Here is an 18,462-nt window from a genome sequence, read left to right as displayed (position 1 = left end):
GGCCATCACCGGGGAGCCTTCGGAAGAACAGCGTGGGTTGCGGCGTGCGTCGGCATCCATGCCCAGTAGAACCGAACGGGTGGGCCCGTCATCGTCCTGACAAGAGCGGCGCACCCCTGTGGTGCGCAAGCGGGGTGGTACCGCGGCGCTCGCGCACCGGCGCGACGTTCGTCCCCGTGCCTGACTGAACCTGGCACGAGGAGCACGACGTCCGTGACCGCATATCCGAAATTCACCGCCGGCGCACCGAAGTTTCCGGCGCTGGAAGCCGATGTGCTCAGCTACTGGGACACCGACGACACCTTCCGCGCCAGCATCGCGCGCCGCGACGGTGCGCCCGAGTACGTCTTCTACGACGGGCCGCCGTTCGCCAACGGCTTGCCGCACTACGGTCACCTGCTCACCGGCTACGTGAAGGACATCGTGCCGCGCTACCGAACGATGCGCGGCTACAAGGTGGAGCGCCGGTTCGGGTGGGACACCCACGGTCTGCCCGCCGAACTCGAGGTGCAGCGCCAGCTCGGCATCACCGACAAGGCCCAGATCGAAGAGATGGGCATCGAGAAGTTCAACGACGCCTGCCGGGCATCGGTGCTCAAGTACACCAACGAGTGGCGCGAGTACGTCACCCGCCAGGCCAGGTGGGTCGACTTCGACAACGACTACAAGACGCTCGACATCGGTTTCATGGAGTCGGTGATCTGGGTGTTCAAGCAGCTGTGGGACAAGGGGCTGGCCTACGAGGGCAACCGCGTGCTGCCCTACTGCTGGAACGACGAGACCCCGCTGTCCAGCCACGAACTCCGGATGGACGATGACGTCTACCAGAACCGGCAGGACCCTGCGCTCACGGTGGGGTTCCGCGTAGAAGGGGAGTCGGGGGGCCCGCTCGTCGGCGCCTATCTGCTGATCTGGACCACGACGCCCTGGACGTTGCCGTCCAACCAGGCCGTTGCCGTCAACCCCGAGGTCACCTACGTCGTGGTGGAGGCCGACGGCCGGCGCTATGTGCTCGCCGAGGCGCGGCTGGGAGCCTATGCCCGCGAGCTCGGTGAGGAGCCCACGGTCGTCGCCACCTACACCGGACGCGAGTTGCTCGACCTGCACTACGCGCCGCCGTTCCCGTATTTCACGGACTCGCCCAACGCTTTTCGAGTGCTGCCCGGTGAGTTCGTCAGCACCGAGGACGGTACCGGACTGGTCCACATGTCGCCCGCCTACGGCGAGGACGACATGGCAACCGCGCAGGCGGGCGGCATCGAGGCCGTCACGCCGGTGGATGCGAAGGGGCGCTTCGACGCGACCGTGCCCGATTACGCCGGTCAGCACGTGTTCGACGCCAACCCGCAGATCATCCGTGACCTCAAGAATCAGAGCGGGCCCGCGCAGGCGAACGGTGCGGTGCTGCTGCGCCACGACACCTACGAGCACTCCTACCCGCACTGCTGGCGGTGCCGGAACCCGCTGATCTACCGGGCCGTGTCATCGTGGTTCATCAAGGTGACCCAGTTCCGGGACCGGATGGTCGAGCTCAACCAGGAGATCACCTGGTATCCCGAACACGTCAAGGACGGGCAGTTCGGCAAGTGGCTCCAGGGCGCGCGGGACTGGTCGATCTCGCGAAACCGCTACTGGGGCACGCCGATCCCGGTGTGGAAGTCCGACGATCCGGCATACCCGCGCATCGATGTCTACGGCAGCCTCGACGAACTCGAACGTGACTTCGGGGTCCGGCCGGACAACCTGCACCGGCCGTTCATCGACGAGCTGACCCGGCCCAACCCCGACGACCCCACCGGCAGGTCGACGATGCGCCGCATCGAGGACGTCCTCGACGTGTGGTTCGACTCCGGCTCGATGCCGTACGGGCAGGTGCACTACCCGTTCGAGAACTCGGACTGGTTCGACTCGCACTTCCCGGGCGATTTCATCGTCGAGTACATCGGCCAGACCCGAGGCTGGTTCTACACCCTGCACATCCTGGCGACCGCATTGTTCGACCGCCCGGCGTTCCGCACGTGTGTCTCACACGGCATCGTGCTGGGCAACGACGGGCAGAAGATGAGCAAGTCGCTGCGCAACTACCCGGACGTGTCCGAGGTGTTCGACCGCGACGGATCCGACGCCATGCGGTGGTTCCTGATGGCCTCGCCGATCCTGCGCGGCGGCAACCTGATCGTCACCGAGCAGGGCATCCGTGAGGGCGTGCGGCAGGTGCTGCTCCCGCTGTGGAACGCCTACACCTTCCTGGCGCTGTACGCCCCGTCGAAGGGCACCTGGCGCACCGACTCGGAGCATGTGCTGGACCGCTACATCCTGGCCAAGCTCGCGGTGCTGCGTGACGACCTGACGGCTTCGCTGGACGTGTGCGACATCTCGCAGGCGTGCGACCAGCTGCGCCAGTTCACCGAAGCGTTGACGAACTGGTATGTGCGGCGGTCGCGTTCGCGGTTCTGGGAAGAGGACGCCGACGCGATCGACACACTGCACACAGTGCTTGAGGTGACCAGCCGGCTGGCCGCCCCGCTGCTGCCGCTGATCACCGAGGTGATCTGGCGCGGCGTCACGGGGGAGCGGTCGGTGCATCTGACCGACTGGCCGGAAGCCGGTGCGGTGCCGGCCGATCCGCAGCTGGTCGCCGACATGGACCTGGTGCGCGAGGTTGCGTCCGCGGGATCGTCGCTGCGTAAGGCCAAAAAGCTGCGGGTGCGTCTGCCTCTGTTGAAATTGACTGTGGCAGTTGAGGATCCAACGAGGCTGGAACCATACCGGGAACTCATCGCCGACGAGCTCAACGTGAAGTCCGTCGAGCTCACCGACGACATCGCCGCGCACGGGCGGTTCGAGTTGACGGTCAACGCCCGCGTCGCCGGGCCGCGGATCGGCAAGGACGTGCAGGCCGCGATCAAGGCGGTCAAGGCGGGGGAGGCCGTCGTCAATGCGGACGGCACACTCACCGCCGGCCCGGCCGTGTTGCAGCCCGAGGAGTACAGCTCGCGGCTGGTGGCCGCCGATCCCGAATGGACGGCGGCGCTTCCCGACGGGGCCGGGCTGGTGGTGCTCGACGGCACCGTCACGCCCGAGCTGGAGGCCGAGGGCTGGGCCCGCGACATGATTCGCGAGATCCAGGAGTTCCGTCGACAGTGTGAGCTCGACATCAGCGACCGGATTCTCCTTGAGTTGGGTGTATCCGAGCTTCCTGAGGGTTGGCAGGAAGGTCTGAAGGACTTGATTGCCAATGAGGTACTCGCGCTTGAATTGACGATCAACCCTGAACTGAACCTCAAGCTCAAGGTCGAGCCGGATGACGGGCTCGACGCACAAAGTGGAGTAGTGCAGGCGACCGACGACCCGAACGTCTTTGTCGGAAGAGTGGGACGTGGCTACCCGGTGCGTCTAGAACGTGTTGTGGCGCCGAGCGTGCACTGAGGGTCGTGCTTCCGTGGTAGGCACAACCGTGGGAGCACTCTCGCGGTGTGGGTTGGCCCGGCTCACCCCGCGGTGACGCGGGCGCTGCGCCCGACGGCCACGACGACATCGCCGGGGTGCAGCTGCCTCCCCCTCCGAAGCTCGACCTCCCCGTTGACGGTGACCAAACCGTCGGCGATCACCGATTTGGCGTCGGCGCCGGTATCGATCAGATTCGCGAGCTTGAGGAACTGACCTAGGCGGATCGACTCGTCGCGGATCGGGACATCAGACACACCGGCAACGCTAGCGCCTAGCATTTCGGGATGTGGCGACGCGATGGGTCCTGCACCTGGACATGGATGCGTTCTTCGCATCCGTGGAGCAGCTGACCCGTCCGACGCTGCGCGGGCGGCCGGTTCTGGTGGGCGGCGTCGGCGGACGCGGTGTGGTGGCCGGCGCCAGCTACGAGTCGCGGGTCTTCGGTGCCCGGTCGGCAATGCCGATGCTGCAGGCGAAACGGCTGGTCGGCGCCGCAGCGGTGGTGCTGCCGCCACGCGGAGTCGTGTACGGCACCGCAAGTCGACGGGTGTTCGAGACGGTGCGCACGCTGGTGCCGGTGCTCGAGCAGTTGTCGTTCGACGAGGCGTTCGGCGAGCCGACGGATCTGGCGGGTGCCGCCGAACCGGAGGTCGAGGCGTTCTGCGCCGAGTTGCGGTCCAGGGTGCTTGCCGTGACGGGCCTGGTCGCATCGGTGGGAGCCGGGTCGGGGAAGCAGGTCGCCAAGATCGCGTCTGGGTTGGCCAAGCCCGACGGTATCCGGGTGATCGACCGCGACGAGGAGGCGACCCTGCTGGCCGGGCTTCCGGTGCGGAGGCTCTGGGGCATCGGCCCGGTCGCCGAGGACAGGCTGCACCGGCTCGGTATCGAGACCATCGGGGCGCTGGCCGCACTGTCGGAGGCGGAGGTCGCCAACATCCTCGGCGCCACCGTCGGCCCGGCGCTGCACCGGCTCGCCCGCGGCGTCGACGACCGGCCGGTCGCCGAGAACGCGCCGGCCAAACAGATCAGCGCCGAATCCACGTTCGCGCAGGACCTGACCACGATCGCCCAGCTTCGCGAGGCGATCGGGCCGATCGGCGACCACGCCCACAAACGGCTCACCAAGGACGGCAGGGGAGCGCGCACCGTGACCGTCAAACTCAAACGGTCCGACATGAGCACGCTGACCCGCTCGGCGACGCTGCCGTACGCCACCACCGAGGCGACGACGCTCATCGGCACCGCACGCAGGCTGCTGCTGGATCCGGTCGAGATCGGACCCGTTCGCCTTGTCGGCGTGGGCTTTTCGGGGCTGTCCCAGGTGCAGCAGGAGCCACTGTTTCCGGATCTGGAGACTGTCGAGCAAACCTCCGACGACGCCGCGCCGGTCACGCTCGCCGACGTCGCCGCGACAGCGCCCGCCTGGCGGGTGGGCGACGACGTCGCACACACCGACCACGGACACGGGTGGGTGCAGGGTGCCGGCCACGGCGTCATGACCGTGCGCTTCGAGACCCGCGGCACCGGGCCGGGCCCCGCGCGCACCTTCCGCGCCGACGATCCCGCACTCACGCGGGCGAACCCGGTGGACAGCCTGGACTGGCCGGATTTCGTCGAGGAGATGGCGCGTCACCAGAACACGCCGTAGCCGTCAGGTCAGCCCCAGCGCGCGAACACCTGCCCCGGTGCCGCGCCGGCGGCCAGCGCCGCCATCAACAACACCCGCGCCTGCGGTGGCCGCAGCCGGGGGACCACGAACGCGCCGCCGTCGACCAGTTCGCGGCCGGGACCGTAACCGGCGCTGACCCGGCCGCCGGCCACCCGGGTCGACACCGCCACCGCGACGCCGTCGCGGCAATGCCTGCGTACCCCGGCGATCAGCGCGGCCCCGGCGTTGCCCGATCCGAGGCCCTCCAGCACGATGCCCCTTGCGCCCGCGGCGACGCAGGCATCCAGCGCTGCGGTGTCGGCGCCCGGATACGCGGCGACGATGTCGACCCGTGGGGCGTCCGCGGCGCGCAGCGCACCGAGATAGGGCCTGCGCCTGCCCCCGTCCACGACGCGTCCGGTGAAGCTCTGCAGGTCCGAGGTGGCCACCTTGTTCAGCCCCAGCGCCTCGAACACCGCGCCGGCGAAGCTCACGACGACGCCGAGGCCGCGGGATTCGGGGCGGGCGGCGACGGCAAGCGCGTCCCGCAGGTTGGCGGGCCCGTCGGCGTCGTCGGCGTCGGCGCTGCGCTGCGCGCCTGTCAACACCACCGGGACCTCACCGTCATAGGTGAGCTCCAGCCACAGCGCGGTCTCTTCCATGGTGTCGGTGCCGTGGGTGACGACGATGCCGCTCGCGCCGGAGGTGGCCGCGGCCAGGACCGCGGCCCCGATCCGGTCCCAGTCGGGAGGGGTGAGCATCGAGCTGTCCACCGCCAGTGCGTCGACGACCTCGACGTCGAGGCCCTCGGTCAGCTCCGTGCCCGAGCGGGCGGGTCGCTTCACCCCGTCGGTGCCTGTGCTCGTCGCGATGGTGCCGCCGGTGGCGATGACGACGAGGCGATCCATGGGTGGAATTGTCGCGCACCGGCTCTTTGCGATGATGTAGGCGTGACAGACGAATCGTCGAGCCCGGTCGAGCCCGTGACCGGTGAGGGCAAGGCCGCCGGTGACGAGCCGGCGCAGCCCTCCCCGCCGCGTCGGCTCCGCCTGTTGTTGACAGTCGCAGGGGTGGTGCTCGTCCTCGACATCGTCACCAAGGTGCTCGCGGTCAGGCTGCTGACGCCGGGGCAGCCGGTGTCGATCATCGGCGACACCGTGACCTGGACGCTGGTGCGCAACTCGGGTGCGGCGTTCTCGATGGCCACCGGCTATACGTGGGTGCTGACGTTGGTGGCCACCGGCGTCGTCCTCGGCATCATCTGGATGGGCCGCCGGTTGGTGTCGCCCTGGTGGGCGCTCGGCCTCGGGTTGATCCTCGGCGGTGCGATGGGCAACCTCGTGGACCGCTTCTTCCGTTCACCGGGCCCGCTGCGCGGGCACGTCGTCGACTTCCTGTCCATCGGCTGGTGGCCGGTGTTCAACGTGGCGGACCCGTCCGTGGTCGGCGGGGCGATCCTGTTGGTTGTGCTGTCGTTGTTCGGATTCGATTTCGATTCCGTCGGGAGGCGCCAGCCGGACGGCGGCGAGGATTCCGTCGGGAGGCGCCAGCCGGACGGCGGCGAGGATTCCGTCGGGAGGCGCCGGCCGGACGGCGGCGAAGATTCCGAGAACGGATGACGACACGGTCGATGCCCGTGCCGGAGGGCCTGGCGGGGATGCGGGTGGACGCCGGGCTTGCTCGGCTGCTCGGGCTCTCGCGCACCGCTGCCGCCGCCATCGCCGAGGAGGGTGGTGTCGAACTCGACGGGGCCAGGGCGGCCAAGTCGGACAAGCTGACTGCGGGTGCCTGGCTGGAGGTCCGCCTGCCCGAGGCGCCCGCCCCGGTGGAGAACACCCCGGTCGACATCGAGGGAATGGGGATCCTGTACTCCGACGAGGACATCGTCGCCGTCGACAAGCCGCCGGGTGTCGCGGCGCATGCCACCGTCGGCTGGCATGGTCCGACGGTGCTCGGTGGCCTGGCGGCGGCGGGCTTCCGGATCAGCACGTCGGGGATCCACGAGCGTCAGGGCATCGTGCACCGCCTCGACGTCGGCACCTCCGGAGTCATGGTGGTGGCACTGTCGGAGCGGGCGTACACCGCGCTCAAACGCGCCTTCAAGCAGCGCACCGTCGAGAAGCGCTACCACGCGCTCGTCCAGGGCCACCCGGATCCGTCCAGCGGCACCATCGACGCCCCGATCGGCCGCCATCGCGGCCATGACTGGAAGTTCGCGGTCGTCGAGGGCGGTCGGCACAGCGTCACGCACTACGACACGCTCGAGGCGCACCAGGCGGCGAGCCTGCTCGACATCGAGCTCGAAACCGGCCGCACCCACCAGATCCGGGTCCATTTCGCCGCCCTTCATCACCCGTGCTGCGGCGACCTCACCTACGGTGCGGATCCCACGCTGGCGAAAAAGCTTGGGCTGGAACGGCAATGGCTGCACGCCCGGTCGTTGGCGTTCGTCCACCCGGCCGACGGGCGGCGCATCGAGATCACCAGCCCGTACCCGGCCGATCTGCAGCACGCACTGGACGTTCTGCGTCAGCACGACCGGTGAGGTCGGGTCTGCTCTACGGGGCCGGTGCCTACGTGATGTGGGGGCTGTTTCCGGCTTTCTTCCCGCTGCTGAAACCGGCAGGGGCGGTCGAGATACTCGCGCACCGCGTCATCTGGAGCTTCGCGATGATGGTCGTCGTGGTCGCGGCGGTGCGCAGGCTCGGCGACATCAAGGCGATCGACCGGCGCACCTGGCTGCTTCTGGTCGCGGCGGCCGCACTGATCTCGGCCAACTGGCTGATCTTCGTGTATGCGGTGAACAACGGGCATGTGGTGGATGCCGCACTCGGCTACTTCATCAACCCGCTGGTGTCGATCGCGCTCGGGATGCTGGTCTTCCGGGAGAAGCTCAATCGGTGGCAGTTCACCGCCTTGGCGATCGCCGTGGCCGCGGTGGTGATCCTGACGGTGCAGTTGGGGCAGCCGCCTGTGGTGGGCCTGGGCCTGGCGCTGTCGTTCGGCCTGTACGGCGCGGTCAAGAAGGTGGTACGCACCGATCCGCGGGTCAGTGTCGGCATCGAGGCGGCGATCGCGACCCCGTTCGCGATCGGCTACCTGGTGGCCCTACAGGCGTCCGGTGGGGGCACACTCACCGGACACGGCGCCTCGCACATCGCGCTGCTGATCCTGTCGGGCGTGCTGACCGCGCTTCCGCTGCTGCTCTTCGCCGCGGCCGCGCAACGGCTGGCGATGGTCAGCTTGGGCCTGCTGTTCTACGTGAACCCGGCAATGCAGCTGTCGTGGGGAGTGCTCGTCGGCGGCGAGCCGATGCCTCCGATGAGGTGGCTGGGGTTCGCCCTGATCTGGTTGGCGCTGCTGGTGTTCACCGGCGACGCGCTGCGTCGCGCGCGCGTCCAGCGGCGTGCCGCCCGGCCCTGTCCGGCCTGACCTTTGCGCGAGCACATGTTGACCGGCCGGTAGCTATGCCATAGCGTTTGCTCGTGGAATTCGAGGCCCTCATCGTGCCCGCGGTTCGCAGACCCGGGCGTCCGGTCGGGGCCAACTCCGACCAGACGCGGCGGACAATCCTGTGTGCGGCCCGCGACGTCATCGCCGAACACGGATATCGCGCGGCCACGTTCCAGCAGATCGCGCTGCGGGCCGGGGTGAGCAGGCCGACCCTGCACTACTATTTCGCCACTCGGGAGCAGCTCTACGAGGTGCTGCTCGCCGACGTCCGCGCGGAGGTGGCCAGATGCGCGGCCGAGGCGACGCTCGCGGGATCCTTACTTAGGCAATTAGAAGTGTTCATCGCGGAGATGCACCGACTCGGCGGCGCCGAGCCGGCTCTGATGGGACTGGTCGTCACCGCGCGCGTCGACCACAGGGGAGTCCTCCGGCACGAGGCCGCGGCCGCGGTGGTCTCCACGGTGCACGCGTTCTTCGACGCCGTGGTCGTGGATGCGGTGCGGCGCGGCGAGTTGGCCTTCGACACCGACGCGCATGCGGTGGCCGACCTGCTCGGCGCGCTGTTCTGGGGGCTTGTGTTCCACGCTGGCTTCATCTCCGGGGCCGACGGTGCCCCGGAGATTGCCAGGCAATTGCTCCGAATGGTCGGTTTCGGGTTGCTGGACACGCCGGAGCCGGCATCCGTCGACGCCTGATTCGAAGAAGACGAGACACGCAGCACGACACGCCGCGCGCTGTCGGTGGGCGGTCATAGACTGGCTCCCCTATGAGCGGGTCATTCGTGCATCTCCACAACCACACCGAGTACTCGATGCTCGACGGCGCCGCCAAGGTGAAGCCGATGCTGGCCGAGGCGCAGCGGCTGGAGATGCCCGCCATCGGCATGACCGACCACGGAAACATGTTCGGCGCCAGCGAGTTCTACAACGCCGCCACCGACGCCGGGATCAAGCCCATCATCGGCATCGAGGCCTACATCGCGCCGGCTTCACGCTTCGAGACCAAGCGCGTGCTCTGGGGTGACCCCAGCCAGAAGTCCGACGACGTGTCCGGCAGCGGCTCGTACACGCACATGACGATGGTCGCCGAGAACGCGACCGGCCTGCGCAACCTGTTCAAACTGTCGTCGCTGGCGTCGTTCGAGGGGCAGCTCGGCAAGTGGGCGCGGATGGACGCCGAGATCATCGCCGAGCACGCCGAGGGCATCATCGCCACCACCGGGTGCCCGTCCGGTGAGGTGCAGACCCGGTTGCGGCTCGGCCATGACCGCGAGGCGCTTGAGGCCGCCGCCAGATGGCGGGAGATCTTCGGACCGGAGAACTTCTTCCTCGAGCTGATGGACCATGGCCTCGACATCGAGCGCCGTGTCCGCGAGGGCCTGCTCGACATCGGACAGAAGCTCGGCATCCCGCCGTTGGCCACCAACGACTGCCACTACGTCACCCGCGACGCCGCGCAGAACCACGAGGCGTTGCTGTGCATCCAGACCGGCAAGACGCTGTCGGACCCCAACCGATTCAAATTCGACGGTGACGGCTACTTCCTGAAGTCGGCCGCCGAGATGCGGGCGCTGTGGGACGGTCAGGTGCCGGGCGCGTGTGATTCGACGCTGCTGATCGCCGAACGGGTCCAGTCCTACGCCGACGTGTGGACACCGAAGGACCGGATGCCGATCTTCCCGGTGCCCGAGGGCCACGACCAGGGCTCGTGGCTCACGCATGAGGTCATGGCGGGTCTGCAGGAGCGGCGCTTCCACGGTGCGCCCGTACCGCAGGAGTACATCGACCGCGCCCAGTACGAGATCAAGGTCATCTGCGACAAGGGCTTCCCGGCCTACTTTCTGATCGTCGCCGACCTCATCAACTACGCCCGCTCCGTCGGGATCCGCGTCGGCCCCGGCCGTGGTTCGGCGGCCGGATCGCTGGTGGCCTACGCGATGGGCATCACCAACATCGACCCGATCCCGCACGGTCTGCTGTTCGAGCGGTTCCTCAACCCGGAACGTCCGTCGGCTCCCGACATCGACATCGACTTCGACGACCGTCGCCGGGGCGAGATGCTGCGGTACGCCGCCAACAAGTGGGGTAGCGACCGGGTGGCCCAGGTCATCACCTTCGGCACCATCAAAACCAAAGCGGCGCTGAAGGATTCGGCGCGTGTGCACTACGGCCAGCCCGGCTTCGCGATCGCCGACCGAATCACCAAGGCGCTGCCGCCGCCGATCATGGCCAAGGACATCCCGGTGTCGGGTATCACCGACCCCACCCACGAGCGCTACAAAGAGGCCGCCGAGGTCCGCGCCCTGATCGACACCGACCCCGATGTGCGCACCATCTACGAGACCGCCCGCGGTCTGGAGGGCCTGGTCCGCAACGCCGGTGTGCACGCCTGCGCGGTGATCATGAGCTCGGAACCGCTCATCGACGCGATCCCGCTGTGGAAGCGCCCGCAGGACGGCGCGGTGATCACCGGCTGGGACTACCCGTCGTGCGAGGCCATCGGCCTGCTGAAGATGGACTTCCTCGGGCTGCGGAACCTGACGATCATCGGTGACTGCATCGAGAACATCAAGGCCAACCGTGGCATCGACGTGGATCTGGAGTCGTTGACGCTCGACGACCCCAAGGCCTACGAACTCCTCGGCCGCGGGGACACGCTGGGTGTTTTCCAGCTCGACGGCGGGCCGATGCGCGACCTGCTGCGTCGCATGCAGCCCACCGAGTTCAACGACATCGTCGCGGTGCTGGCGCTGTACCGTCCGGGTCCGATGGGCATGAACGCCCACAACGACTACGCCGACCGCAAGAACGGCCGCCAGGCCATCAAACCGATCCACCCCGAACTCGAAGAGCCGCTCAAGGACATCCTCAGCGAGACCTACGGCCTGATCGTCTACCAAGAGCAGATCATGTTCATCGCCCAGAAGGTCGCCTCGTACTCGATGGGCAAGGCCGATGCGCTGCGCAAGGCCATGGGCAAGAAGAAGCTCGAGGTACTCGAAGCCGAGTACCAGGGCTTCAAGGAGGGCATGACGGCCAACGGCTTCTCCGAGAAGGCCGTGAAAGCGTTGTGGGACACCATTCTTCCGTTCGCCGGGTACGCGTTCAACAAGTCGCATGCCGCCGGCTACGGCCTGGTGTCGTACTGGACGGCCTACCTGAAGGCCAACTACCCGGCCGAGTACATGGCTGGTCTGCTCACCTCGGTCGGTGACGACAAGGACAAGGCCGCGGTGTATCTGGCTGACTGCCGGCGCCTCGGCATCACGGTGCTGCCGCCCGACGTCAACGAGTCGGTGCAGAACTTCGCCTCGGTGGGCGATGACATCCGGTTCGGTCTCGGCGCGGTGCGCAACGTCGGCGCCAACGTGGTGTCCTCGCTGGTTGCGACCCGCAAGGAGAAGGGCAAATTCGCCGACTTCTCCGACTACCTCAACAAGATCGACATCGCCGCCTGCAACAAGAAGGTGACGGAGTCGCTGGTCAAGGCAGGGGCGTTCGACTCCCTCGGCCACCCGCGCAAGGGCCTGTTCCTGGTGCACACCGACGCGGTCGACTCGGTGCTCGGCACCAAGAAGGCCGAGGCGATGGGCCAGTTCGATCTGTTCGGCGGCGCAGATGGTTCCGGCGCGGACGCCGGAGACTCCGCGTTCACCATCAAGGTGCCCGACGAGGAGTGGGAGGACAAGCACAAGCTCGCCCTGGAACGGGAGATGCTCGGCCTGTACGTGTCGGGCCACCCCCTCAACGGGGTCGCGCATCTGCTCGCCGCGCAGGTCGATACCCAGATCCCGGCGATCCTCGACGGGGACGTGGCCAACGACACCCAGGTCCGTGTCGGCGGGATCCTGGCCTCGGTCAACCGCCGGGTCAACAAGAACGGCCTGCCCTGGGCGTCGGCGCAGATCGAGGACCTCACCGGCGGCATCGAGGTGCTGTTCTTCCCTCAGACCTACTCGATGTTCGGTGCCGAGATCGCCGACGACGTGGTGGTTCTGGTGGGAGCCAAGGTGGCCATCCGCGACGATCGGATCTCCTTGATCGCCAACGAGCTTGTGGTTCCCGACTTTTCGAGCGCAAACGTGAACCGTCCGGTCGCGGTGAGCCTGCCCACGCGGCAGTGCACCGTCGACAAGGTGACGGCGCTCAAGCAGGTGCTGGCCCGGCACCCCGGCACCGCCCAGGTGCATCTGCGGTTGATCAGCGGTGAGCGCATCACCACGCTGGAGTTGGATCAGTCCCTGCGGGTCACCCCGTCGTCGGCGCTGATGGGTGACCTCAAGGAGCTGCTGGGCCCCGGCTGTCTGGGCGGATGACCGGCACGCCCGGTGTCGGGCTCAGTGCGTGGCGGTTCGTCACCACCTTCGGTGTCGTCAGCCTGCTCGCCGACATCGTCTACGAAGGAGCCCGCTCGATCACCGGGCCGCTGCTCGCGTCGCTGGGAGCGACGGCCGTGGTGGTCGGTGTCGTCACCGGTGTCGGCGAGGCGGCGGCGCTGATCCTGCGGGTGGTCTCCGGTCCGCTGGCCGACCGCACCGGCCGGTTCTGGACATGGACGATCGGCGGCTACTTCCTGACCGTCGTCACGGTGCCGTTCCTCGGCGCGGTCGGCGTGCTGTGGGCGGCAGCCGCGCTGATCATCGCCGAGCGCGTCGGCAAGGCAGTGCGCAGCCCTGCCAAGGACACGCTGCTGTCGCACGCCACCGCGGTCACCGGCCGCGGCCGTGGGTTCGCCGTCCACGAGGCGATGGATCAGATCGGCGCTGTCGCAGGTCCGTTGGCGGTGGCGGCGATGCTTGTGGTTTTCGGCGGCGACTACGCGCCGACCTTGGCGCTGCTCGCCGTCCCCGGCGTCGGCGTGCTGGCGCTGCTGGCCTGGCTGCGGGTCCGGGTGCCGGAGCCGGCCCGTTACGAGGTCGAGGCTGCGTCGTCGACGAAACCCGTTGCGCACGTGAGTTTCCTGCGGTCACTGCCGCGCTCGTTCTGGATGTACGCGGGCTTCTCGGCGGCCACGATGTTGGGGTTCACCACTTTCGGGGTGCTGTCGTTTCATCAGGTGGAGCGCGGAGTCGTGCACGTCGCGGTGGTGCCGGTGATCTATGCCGCGGCGATGGTCGCCGACGCGCTTGCCGCGCTCGCCACAGGCTGGGTCTACGACAAGGTCGGTGCGGTGGTGCTCGGTGCGCTGCCGGTGATGGCCGGACTCGTCCCGGCGCTGGCCTTCAACGACCACCTCGTCCCGGTCGTCGCGGGCGCACTGGTGTGGGGCGCGGCGGTCGGCATCCAGGAGTCGACGCTGCGCGCGGTTGTCGCCGATCTCGTCGAACCGGCACGGCGCGCCACGGCCTACGGCATCTACGCGGCGGTGCTCGGCTGCGCGGCGGCGGCCGGTGGCGCGCTCACCGGGTACCTGTACGGGCAGTCGGTCCCGCTGCTCGTCGGGGTGGTGATCGGCGTGCAGGCGATCGCGTTGGCGGTGCTTCCGGTGGTGCGGCGGGTGGCCCGGTAACGAAGTCGAGTAGTCGACTACTCAAGAATCCCGCGTCCCGTTGACGCACGCTCGGTCCACCAGCACGCCAACGGGAGGAAAACCATGCCACGCCCCACCAGGATTGACCAGATCCGTCACCAGTTCGAGCAGCCCGGTCTTGCGCAACACCTGTGGAAGCTGCGCGCCGACCAGTCGCGGCGGATCTCCCGGCAGAGCCGACCCGACACAATCATCACCGTTCCCCACTTCACGGGCAGCCGGAAGGACTATCTGTTGAGCCCGGTAAAGGGCTCGATCATGCTGTTCTGGGCGCCGCGCGGATCGAAGGTCATCGCCGACCTGGCCGACGCCTACGCAGCAGGTGACGACGACACCCTCCGCCGCCTCAGCGCACAAGCGGCGCGGGAGATGAAGCGCCACCCCGTCGCCTCTCTCGACGAGGGATTCCAGATCCTGCTGGACAGTCCGATGTACTTCGACGTGATGTACGGCGACAAAGAACTCGCCGGCAAGCTCACGCTGCCGCAGGGGGATGCCTACGGCGCCATCGGGTTCGCGTACAACGGCGGGGCAGTCAACGACGGCGACTTCCGATTCGTTCAGCACCAGAAGAACTCGGTCGACGCAGACTTCAGCACCCTGGTCGTCAAAGTTCCACCGGATCTGTCCGAGATCGAGAAGCTCGCGGTCGAGGCCGTGCCGGCCGATATGACCGGTTTGAACATCGGCGAGGCCACCATCTGCCCGATCGCCACCGGCGCCCTCGTCGCGATCGTCGTCGCGCTGGTCACGTGCGCGGGCGGGTGCGAGAAGATGGGGGAGAAGCTCGACCAGATCCGGTTGTCGAAAGCGCAACTCGACACGCTGGGTCCGCTGGCCTCCGCCCGCGAACTGCTGGCGGTGCGTCGGGAAGTCTTCGAGCAGCACGGGTTCTGATGTCCGCGGTCGTCGACGCCGTGGTGATCACTGCGGCGGGAGTGCTTCTCACGGTCACCGTGCTGCACAACGCCGGTCGTAACGGGGCGGTGGTGAATGCTCTGCATGCGGTGGGCCTGGTGCCGCAGTGGACGTTCTTCGCGCCCGTCCCCGGAACGCAGAACCTCTACCTGCTTTACCGTGACGTCTACCCCGACGGTCAGGTCAGCGCGTGGCGGGTGGTGGACCGGATGGACGCCTACCGGAGCCCGTGGACCTGCCTGTGGAATCCCTCCCGCAGATTGCGTAAGGCGCTGCACGACGTCGTCACGAGGCTTCCCTACGACCAGGCCGAGCACACCGAGCTTTTCAAGCTGTCGACGCCGTATCTGTTGATCCTCAACCACATCGCCGGCATCCCTCGACTCGACGGTGCGGTGGCCACCGGGTTCATGATCATGGGCAGCTGTCCGAACGAGCCGGCCCGGATGGCGTTCTGCTCTGAGTTGCACCGATTGTGAGACTGCACAATGGATTCTGCAAGCACTGCGATGTACGCCGCTCTCCTCATCGCCTCCGTCGGGGTCGCGGTGTCGGCCGCCGAGGAGTTGTACCGTCTCGACGTCTTCTCCGACTCGGGGATTCTCAGTTGGTCCGTGCTGCGCTTCACTCGACGTAGGGCACGGCTGCGCAGCGTGCAGGAACTGGCCGACCTCTTGTTTCGTCCGCGGGCTTTCGCCGCGCTGCTGGTCGCGAAGCTGGCTGCCGGACTCTCCGTCGTGGCACTCACGATCGCAGGGTCACCGCCGCGGCCGCTGTTGGCCGCCCTGTCTGCGGCCGTGCTGGCACTGGTGCTGCTGATGAAGCGCAGAACCACGTTCGGGTTGGACGGGTCTGATCACATGCAGGTGGTGGTCTTTCTCGGCGCCACCGCTTTCCTTGTGGTACCGCAGGATTCACTGGCAGCCACCGCCGCGGTCCTCTACGTTGCGGCGCAGGCGGTGCTCGCCTATGTCGTGGCGGGGGTGGCGAAGTTGGCCGGTCCGGCATGGCGCGACGGATCGGCCCTCGGCGGGATCATGACGACCAAGATCTACGGGACTCGCTGGGTTGGCGAATTTCTCACCGGCAGACCGCTGCTGGGTCTGGCGGCCTGCTGGGCGGTGATCCTGTTCGAAATGGGATTCGTCGCGGTGCTGTTCGTGGATCAGCGTGCCATGTGGGGCCTGCTCGCGGTGGGCGTGCTGTTCCACGCGTCGACCGCGGTGCTGATGGGACTCAACGGCTTCCTGCTCGCGTTCACCGCCACCTATCCCGCGGTGGCGTACGCCCACCACCTACTGCATGCGGGGTGGCTCTGAGGAACTCCCGGGACGGTGTCAGCGCCGGGAGGTGCTGTAGCGCCCCAGGCCGAGCCAGACCAGCGTGGCCGTGCCCGCGCCGCTGAGTACCGCGGGGGCTGCGGCCGTCGTTGCCACCGCGACCACACCGAAGACCACGAGCCCGACCAGCAGGGACACCACCTTGTAGGTGGGCCAGGGCACCCCCGCGATCGACACCGTCGCGGCCGGATGGGCTGCGGCGTCGCGGAAACGTTCGGCGGTCGTCACACTGATGACGATAACTCGCAAGAAAGATTTCGGCCACCCGCAACCTGGTTTGTGGCGGCTCGATTTGTCTAGCCTGGCTACATGCCGCTCACCTCAACCCGTGGGCGAGCCGGTGATCCTGCTCACCACGGTCGGCTGAACCCATTTCCGCTGGAGAGGGGTCTGGTGGCACCATGGTCCGGTGTCCACTGAGCTGAGCCAGACTCCCCGTATCGATCCCGCGGCGCCGTTGCGCGCCGCGGACATCGACGAGGCGGCTCGGCGAATCTCGGGCGTGGTGTCCAAGACCCCGTTGCAGTTCAGCGACCGGCTGTCGGCCATCACCGGCGCGCAGGTCTACCTCAAGCGCGAAGACCTCCAGGCGGTGCGCTCCTACAAGCTGCGCGGCGCCTACAACCTGCTCATGCAGCTGACTGCCGAGGAGAAGGCCGCAGGGGTGGTGTGCTCGTCGGCGGGCAACCACGCCCAGGGCTTCGCGCTGGCCTGCCGCTCGATGGGCGTTCACGGGCGCGTCTACGTGCCGGCCAAGACCCCCAAACAGAAGCGCAACCGGATCCGCTACCACGGCGGCGACTTCATCGAGCTGATCGTCGGCGGCAAGACCTACGACATGGCCGCCGAGGCCGCGCTGGACGACGTCGCCCGGACCGGCGCCACGCTGGTGCCGCCGTACGACGACCTGCGCACGATGGCAGGCCAGGGCACCATCGCGGTGGAGATCCTGGACCAGCTCGGGCAGGAGCCGGATCTGGTGATCGTCCCCGTCGGGGGCGGCGGCTGCATCAGCGGTATGACCACCTATCTCGCCGAGCGCACCGCCACGACGTCAGTGCTGGGCGTGGAGCCCGCCGGAGCGGCGGCGCTGGTGGCGGCGCTGGCGACGGGTGAGCCTGTGACGCTCGAGACTGTCGACCAGTTCGTCGACGGCGCCGCGGTCGCCCGCGTCGGAGCACTGCCGTTCGCGGCCCTGTCGGCCGCCGGGGACATGGTGTCGATCACGACGGTGGACGAGGGCGCGGTGTGCACCGCGATGCTGGACCTCTACCAGAACGAGGGCATCATCGCCGAGCCGGCGGGTGCGCTGTCGGTGACCGCGCTGCTCGACTCCGACATCGAGCCCGGCTCGACCGTCGTGTGCCTCATCTCCGGCGGCAACAACGACGTCTCCCGCTACGGGGAGGTGTTGGAGCGATCCCTGGTGCATCTGGGTCTCAAGCACTACTTCCTTGTCGACTTCCCGCAGGAGCCCGGCGCCCTGCGGCGGTTCCTCGACGAGGTGTTGGGCCCGAACGACGACATCACGCTGTTCGAATACGTCAAGCGCAACAACCGCGAGACCGGCGAGGCGCTCGTGGGCATCGAGATGGGTTCGGCGTCCGACCTCGAGGGCCTGCTCGCCCGGATGCAGACCTCGGAATGTCACGTCGAGTTGCTCGAGCCGGGTTCGCCGACGTACCGCTATCTGACCTGATGGCGGCCTGCCCGCACTGCGGCGTCGAGGCGTGCGAGGCGAAATTCCAGGAGTGCCTGGACCGGGACTTTGCCGACCCGGATTACGGTGTCGTGCACCACCTCACCGTCGGTGCGTACATGCTGCAGCACAGCCGCTACCTCGACGAAAACGTCGCGGGCACAGTCGATTTCCTGCTGCGCCACCTCGATCGGGCCCCGGGCGAATCCGCCAAGCGTGACATCCGTCGGTGGACCGACGGCCCACGCCGCGTGGCCCGGCGGGGCGAGGAGTCCGCGCCGGTGCCGCCGGAACTCTTCTGGCCATCGTCGATCGGTGACGTCGACCTGACGACAGCCGATTCCTACCGCACCTCGGTGAGGAGGTGGGCCGAAGCGGTTGCCCGGGCGGTGAGACGCACTTCGCAGGGCTGCGACTGGTGATTC

The 18,462-nt window shown here is 68.0% G+C and carries 16 protein-coding genes; 13 read left to right on the top strand and 3 right to left on the bottom strand.

Going from position 1 to position 18,462, the window contains the following annotated elements:
- Positions 1 to 213: 213 nt before the first annotated feature.
- Complete coding sequence (gene ileS / locus BN976_RS19905) at positions 214 to 3,429, top strand: isoleucine--tRNA ligase (protein WP_036373068.1); 3,216 nt, start codon at positions 214 to 216, stop codon at positions 3,427 to 3,429.
- A gap of 62 nt (positions 3,430 to 3,491) precedes the next feature.
- Here the strand turns inward: ileS and BN976_RS19900 are convergent, their stop codons facing one another.
- Positions 3,492 to 3,728 carry an RNA-binding S4 domain-containing protein gene (locus BN976_RS19900; protein WP_011779985.1) on the bottom strand — a complete coding sequence of 79 codons (237 nt, stop codon included), beginning with the start codon at positions 3,726 to 3,728 and terminating at the stop codon, positions 3,492 to 3,494.
- A gap of 8 nt (positions 3,729 to 3,736) precedes the next feature.
- Here BN976_RS19900 and BN976_RS19895 point away from each other — a divergent pair, with 8 nt between their 5' ends.
- Positions 3,737 to 5,098: a DNA polymerase IV gene (locus tag BN976_RS19895; protein WP_011779986.1), complete on the top strand. Its 1,362-nt coding sequence runs from the start codon at positions 3,737 to 3,739 to the stop codon at positions 5,096 to 5,098.
- Between the two features lie 8 nt (positions 5,099 to 5,106).
- On the opposite strand, the gene BN976_RS19890 is transcribed toward BN976_RS19895, so the two are convergent.
- Positions 5,107 to 6,006, bottom strand: coding sequence for an asparaginase (locus tag BN976_RS19890; RefSeq protein ID WP_036373066.1), 900 nt, complete (start codon positions 6,004 to 6,006; stop codon positions 5,107 to 5,109).
- Between the two features lie 42 nt (positions 6,007 to 6,048).
- Between BN976_RS19890 and lspA the strand changes: the two genes are divergently transcribed.
- From lspA to BN976_RS32150, 9 genes are all read left to right on the top strand, one after another.
- Positions 6,049 to 6,717, top strand: coding sequence for a signal peptidase II (gene lspA, locus BN976_RS19885; protein ID WP_036373064.1), 669 nt, complete (start codon positions 6,049 to 6,051; stop codon positions 6,715 to 6,717).
- Complete coding sequence (locus BN976_RS19880; protein ID WP_011779989.1) at positions 6,714 to 7,643, top strand: RluA family pseudouridine synthase; 930 nt, start codon at positions 6,714 to 6,716, stop codon at positions 7,641 to 7,643. The genes lspA and BN976_RS19880 overlap by 4 nt, the downstream gene beginning before the upstream one ends.
- Entirely contained in the window at positions 7,640 to 8,530 is an 891-nt protein-coding gene (rarD, locus tag BN976_RS19875; RefSeq protein WP_036373063.1) for an EamA family transporter RarD, read from the top strand. The genes BN976_RS19880 and rarD overlap by 4 nt, the downstream gene beginning before the upstream one ends.
- Positions 8,531 to 8,583: 53 nt before the next feature.
- Complete coding sequence (locus BN976_RS19870) at positions 8,584 to 9,246, top strand: TetR/AcrR family transcriptional regulator (protein WP_036373061.1); 663 nt, start codon at positions 8,584 to 8,586, stop codon at positions 9,244 to 9,246.
- A 71-nt stretch (positions 9,247 to 9,317) separates the two neighbouring features.
- Positions 9,318 to 12,866, top strand: coding sequence for a DNA polymerase III subunit alpha (dnaE, locus tag BN976_RS19865; protein ID WP_036373059.1), 3,549 nt, complete (start codon positions 9,318 to 9,320; stop codon positions 12,864 to 12,866).
- Positions 12,863 to 14,059 (top strand): MFS transporter, encoded by a 1,197-nt coding sequence (locus BN976_RS19860; protein ID WP_036373057.1) that lies wholly within the window; start codon positions 12,863 to 12,865, stop codon positions 14,057 to 14,059. Before dnaE ends, BN976_RS19860 begins: the two co-directional genes overlap by 4 nt.
- A gap of 84 nt (positions 14,060 to 14,143) precedes the next feature.
- Complete coding sequence (locus BN976_RS19855; protein WP_036373055.1) at positions 14,144 to 14,977, top strand: hypothetical protein; 834 nt, start codon at positions 14,144 to 14,146, stop codon at positions 14,975 to 14,977.
- Positions 14,977 to 15,477, top strand: coding sequence for a hypothetical protein (locus BN976_RS32155; protein WP_051558508.1), 501 nt, complete (start codon positions 14,977 to 14,979; stop codon positions 15,475 to 15,477). The genes BN976_RS19855 and BN976_RS32155 overlap by 1 nt, the downstream gene beginning before the upstream one ends.
- Positions 15,478 to 15,507: 30 nt before the next feature.
- On the top strand, positions 15,508 to 16,317 hold the full coding sequence (locus BN976_RS32150) for an HTTM domain-containing protein (RefSeq protein WP_133167813.1): 810 nt from the start codon (positions 15,508 to 15,510) through the stop codon (positions 16,315 to 16,317).
- A gap of 18 nt (positions 16,318 to 16,335) precedes the next feature.
- On the opposite strand, the gene BN976_RS19840 is transcribed toward BN976_RS32150, so the two are convergent.
- The gene (locus tag BN976_RS19840; RefSeq protein ID WP_036373053.1) at positions 16,336 to 16,566 is read right to left on the bottom strand and encodes a hypothetical protein; all 231 of its coding nucleotides are present in this window, start codon (positions 16,564 to 16,566) and stop codon (positions 16,336 to 16,338) included.
- A gap of 181 nt (positions 16,567 to 16,747) precedes the next feature.
- Here BN976_RS19840 and ilvA point away from each other — a divergent pair, with 181 nt between their 5' ends.
- Both ilvA and BN976_RS19830 read left to right on the top strand, forming a co-directional pair.
- A complete protein-coding gene (gene ilvA / locus BN976_RS19835) occupies positions 16,748 to 18,037 on the top strand; it encodes a threonine ammonia-lyase IlvA (RefSeq protein ID WP_036373051.1) in 1,290 nt (429 codons plus the stop codon).
- Positions 18,037 to 18,459, top strand: a complete 423-nt coding sequence (locus BN976_RS19830) for a DUF5946 family protein (RefSeq protein ID WP_036373048.1) — start codon at positions 18,037 to 18,039, stop codon at positions 18,457 to 18,459. Before ilvA ends, BN976_RS19830 begins: the two co-directional genes overlap by 1 nt.
- The last annotated feature ends 3 nt before the right edge of the window (positions 18,460 to 18,462 follow it).

It is taken from the genome of Mycolicibacterium austroafricanum (assembly GCF_000612725.1).
Classification (GTDB): domain Bacteria; phylum Actinomycetota; class Actinomycetes; order Mycobacteriales; family Mycobacteriaceae; genus Mycobacterium; species Mycobacterium austroafricanum.
This window is presented reverse-complemented; position numbering and strand designations above follow the sequence as displayed.